Origin of the sequence: Lysinibacillus sp. GbtcB16 (assembly GCF_019091145.1) — a bacterium.
GTDB lineage: Bacteria > Bacillota > Bacilli > Bacillales_A > Planococcaceae > Lysinibacillus > Lysinibacillus fusiformis.
On sequence record NZ_JAGXJV010000028.1, the window covers coordinates 1 to 4,822 of the forward strand.

Sequence of the window (4,822 nt, forward strand, 5' to 3'; positions counted from 1 at the left end):
GAATGATTCTATAAATTCTGTTTCAAAATAAACACCCCGTTCCTGTAAATCCTTTGAGACTTTCCTTGCTATATTATTTTCATCCATATTATCTAACCTCTTTCCTACACTATCCAAGTATTCATATTCTTTTTTTAGAACATCAGCCATTTTTATATTCTCAGATAAATATTCATTTAATACTTCTCTTTCTTTATATGCCTTCATAGCAATTGGGTCTTTTTTGAAGTTTAATAAATTACAAATCTTATAATATTGGTGCCAACTATTGATTTTAAAGCTTCCATTTTCACATTCAATTAAAGGACTTAGCTTATAATATGCCTGTACATAATTAAATAATCCTTGCATCGATCCTCTTGGTTTTTCAATATAACAATTACTATAATCTACTGCTTTTTTTCTATTTAATATAATTCTTGATACACTTTCTGATACTTCTAAAACACTATTATTTCTGATTTTCGTTACTATTAAAGCAAATTCATCTGAAGTAATATATGCTTCTTCAAAAGGATTTTCTCCTTTCATCAGAGCAGATTCAAAAAGCAACTTTAAATGTTCTATAACTAATATAATAGGATGGACAGCTTGTTCATTTTTATAATATTGACTATGTTTTTTACCATAAGGATATTGAAAAAAGAAGGTCCAGAATAAATAAAAGCCTTTTATGTCTCCATGATGAGTACTAATGTACTCATTAATTTTATTATTCCTTAAAATCCCCTTTGAATCTTGATAACCTATACCAAATATATTACTTATGACAACCCAATGTTGTGTCCAAAACTCTGGATTAGCTACTAATCCATCAACTAAGTTTGCTTTATTATCACTTGCTTTCAAACCATTACAAGCTATAATATTCCTATTCAAGGTAATTAGTTCTTCGGTAGAGCAATTCCGCTTAAGTAAATTCCAAAAATCATCTGGTTTGTAGTTAATATCCACAGTTTTAATTTCTCTCAAAGTATCCCACTCCATATAAAATGATAAAAGGATGTACTATTGTACATCCTTTTATTGTAATCCATATATTAAATTTTTTTAAGTACTCCTACACCATCTAATTTTATTTTATTAGCAGTAGAATTTCTTGTTAACTTAAGTGCGTTTTTTATTATCTCATAATAGAAGGAAAAATCGTATTCCATTCCTAACTCTTCTAACATTTTAACCATTATTCCAAATGTATCAATAGGAACTTGTCTAATTGTATTAGTTCCTGCTACTACTACATATCTGCCACCCGGCTTTAAAACTCTATATGTTGAAGAGAAAGTGTTATACATATTCAAAAAGAATTCGTATGTTATATAACTTCTTTTAGGTTCACTTTCATATATTTTCGCTAATAATTTATTCAGTTCATCACACCACTTATATTTTAATTTAAATTGATGTAATTCTCTATATTGCTCAGCATAAACTCTCTCCGTACCAAAATACTTTGTCTGATGGTGTATGTTATCTTCTACTTCAACCAATCGTAATAAAAGGTTTTCATACCTGCTAGTCATTGGATAATTCATAGCGTTAATATATGGCGGTGAAGTTACAATTAAATCCACAGTATTTTCACTTAAAATATTAGGATAAGCCTTATCTGCGCTCATATTAAAAACTCTTGGTTCGGCTTGATTTGAATAAATTAAGGAGTTAAATTCTTTCAATCTATTTACATTTTTCATTAATGTAGAAAGAATAATTTCTCTAGGTGATTTTGTGCCTTGAAGTACTTTTTTAGCATCCCTTTTAACTTTAAGTTGTGCTTCATCCAAATAACTAAATTTTTTAATCGCCATCGAAATAACACTCAAATAAAAATCTCTTAATTCAAAAGGAATTTCTTCAACAATAAACTTCCTAATTGTTTCAAATTCACTTAAATGATTAACATTAAACCAAAAATCATCTTTATCAAAAATTAATCTATCTGTGGATTTAAAATTTGCTGCTTCTTTTAAAAATGTTTCAAACATTCTATATGATTCATCTATTATTTTTGTATCTACTCTAGTAGTCTTTGCTCTCGTTAATAAAGCAGCGTATGGAGAAATATCTGTTCCTATTACATTTCTCCCCAATTGCATTGATTCTACTGCAGTAGTACCAGACCCCATAAAAGGATCCAAAATTAAGTCCCCTTCTTTTGAAAATTTCTTAATAGCCCAATGTGGAATGTCTGGAATAAATTTAGAAGGATATTTACCAATTGAATGCACATGTCGTGCATTATCATTTGATTTAATTGAAATAACATCTTTATCTTCAATATGCGAAAACAAATCAACTTCTTTTTCCGTAGCAATAGCACTTGCTTCTACTCTACCTATTTTATTCTCTTTAGTAACTTCCGGCTCAAATATTAACACCCATTGTTTTTTATCCTGTTTATTCCTATTAGTTGTAAACTTCTTCTCTTGGAAATATCGAGAAACCCTCTCCATAGAATATGAGGTACCGTCTACAAACCTTAATCCAGTTAAATTTCCTAATTCAATGAATACATCTTTCATATTTATGTATTCTCCGGAAATGATAGAGTCACCTATGAAAAAATAAGCTAATTTATTTGGTTTCAATACCCTAGCAACATTCTTCATAACTGGAATCATCTTATCAATATAGGTCTGAACCGACTTTTTCCTGCTTGAGTGTTCATTCCTTGAACCAATCTCTGCTTCTTTTACCTCAACAAAATCATAGCCAAGCCACGTCATTCTTAATTTATGATATAAATAATAATCATAGCTATTTGCATAAGGTGGTGAAGTTACGACTAAGTCAACACTATTATCGGGAATATCCTCAGATGTAACCTCCCTTGAATCCATATTCAATATTCTTGGCGAATTCTTTTTTACATTTTCAATTTTAGACAGTTCTTCAATAGATTTAATCGAAGAACTTAATTTAGAAATAAATCTTTTAAACGCATATCCATCCGGTAAATTCTTCTGCTTTGCAGCATATCTAGTATCACTTTCTTGATTACTAACCGAGACAATTATGCTACTAAAAATCACTTTAAGAAAATCTTGAACTTTTACTGATTTTTCTTGAGATATAAAATCTTTTAACCAAGCCAATTCCTTAATCATATTTTGTTGAAACCAATGATCTATATTAGGGACATTGGGTACTTCTTTTTCTTCAACTTTCTCAATACTTTTCAGTTTCTGACTAATTTCTTTTATCCTTTGTAATTCATCAACACTTAAAGCAGTAGTTTTCACTCTAGACACTAAAGCTGCAATTGGATTAGAATCAATACCAATACTTTTTCTACCATGAATGCTAGCTTCCAATACAGTTGTACCACTCCCACAAAATGGATCTAAAACCGTATTTCTTTCATTAGTATGTTCTAGAATAACAGCTTCTGGTAACTGCGGTATATATTTAGCTGGATATGAATGTAATCCGTGTGTTAAATATGTTGTATCTAGTTCTTCTGGGTTTGTAAAACTTTTTAATCTTTCCAGTAAAGAACCCATGTTATTAACGTCCAATTTAGAACACCTCTTAAATATCAATATTAGAGATACAATTTTATCATACATCCCAAATAAACACCAGTCTCTTTGAATACTTTCTGCAATTAATTTCATTTTATACAAACATAATTTATATCTTCAAAAACTATAATTAAATCGGAGATTCGAATTTTTAAATTATATATTATTACTTTGAATAAATCTAAATACTTATAGGTATTTGGATTTATTCAAATTTATTTAAGGGAGTGAGTTTTATTCGAAAATCCTTATGTGCAAAACATATGAATGTTGCCCCAGTCAAACTATTATGCAAGAAGTAGCCTACTTGTATTCACTCTGTTCACATTAGCATTCTAAATACTAGCTAGCAATGTTCATCCATGTGAAGTGCCGCTTCTATAATTGTTGTCTATAATCATCCATCTGAAAATCCGGCACCAAGCTCAAAATACATTGATGTAACTAACCGATTAGAAAAATCTTGCACTATTCTAGGAATCAACTTACTAAATCCTATCATTACATGTACAAACAATTTTTGCTCACTGAAAGAAAAAGGAGATATCAAATAAATTTAGAAAGGAGATAAAAATGTGGTTAATAAAAAAATTATAATTCCCATTGTTATAATTATCTTAGAAGAACTTTTGAAGAAAAAAAAATAAGTTTTCGGCTAGGAATAAAAATCCTAGCCGAGCTTATTCTTTATTGTATTCATAAATTGTCGAATATACACTATGGTAGACATCAAAAAACATTATTTCTTTTTTTGAGCCATTTTCTTTTAACGCTATCAGTTTTGCAGGGGTTATTTTTTTTATAAATTTCTCGTAGAATTCTATTTTAGCTAATTTTTTATAGATAAAATAGTCATCTTCAATGTCTTTAGGTAACTCAAAATCAGCCTGAAGTTTATTCTGTTTAAGAATGTAAGCCTTTAATCCATTACAAAGAAAGCTCAAAAAGCTATTCATTTTCTTTATACTTTCATCTTCTATTTCTTTCAAATTATTTGCACCTTTTTGTAGGTCACTACTAAATATATTCCATTGCATACCTTGCATGAAGTCTTCACTATGTGAATAATATGATAAACTTAAATTTTTTATTCTATCAAACTTTTTCGAGTTGGAAAGTATTTTATAATATTCTTTATCATAGGACTTATTGAGCTGTACTAACTTATCTTTTTTCAATATTTGTTTAGTGTACAATTCCAGATCATATAGATTGGTCATCCTATTAAAATAACTAAGATTTAAAGATTTATTGACTTCTTCTATGCCACTTTCATCTAAAATATAGTAAAAATCCTC

The 4,822-nt window shown here is 28.8% G+C and carries 4 protein-coding genes; 1 reads left to right on the top strand and 3 read right to left on the bottom strand.

Annotation, left to right across the window (positions count from 1 at the left end; translation table 11 throughout):
- Both KVT27_RS22800 and KVT27_RS22805 read right to left on the bottom strand, forming a co-directional pair.
- A partial coding sequence (locus tag KVT27_RS22800; protein ID WP_217581994.1) for a hypothetical protein occupies positions 1-987 on the bottom strand: 987 nt, incomplete at its 3' end.
- 53 nt (positions 988-1,040) lie between these two features.
- A complete protein-coding gene (locus tag KVT27_RS22805; RefSeq protein WP_217581995.1) occupies positions 1,041-3,503 on the bottom strand; it encodes a site-specific DNA-methyltransferase in 2,463 nt (820 codons plus the stop codon).
- A gap of 401 nt (positions 3,504-3,904) precedes the next feature.
- Between KVT27_RS22805 and KVT27_RS27345 the strand changes: the two genes are divergently transcribed.
- The gene (locus KVT27_RS27345; protein WP_098161954.1) at positions 3,905-4,078 is read left to right on the top strand and encodes a JAB domain-containing protein; all 174 of its coding nucleotides are present in this window, start codon (positions 3,905-3,907) and stop codon (positions 4,076-4,078) included.
- Positions 4,079-4,204: 126 nt separating this feature from the next.
- Here KVT27_RS27345 and KVT27_RS22815 read toward each other — a convergent pair.
- Positions 4,205-4,822, bottom strand: a 618-nt coding sequence (locus KVT27_RS22815; RefSeq protein ID WP_217581996.1) for a hypothetical protein, incomplete at its 5' end; no start/stop codon positions are given.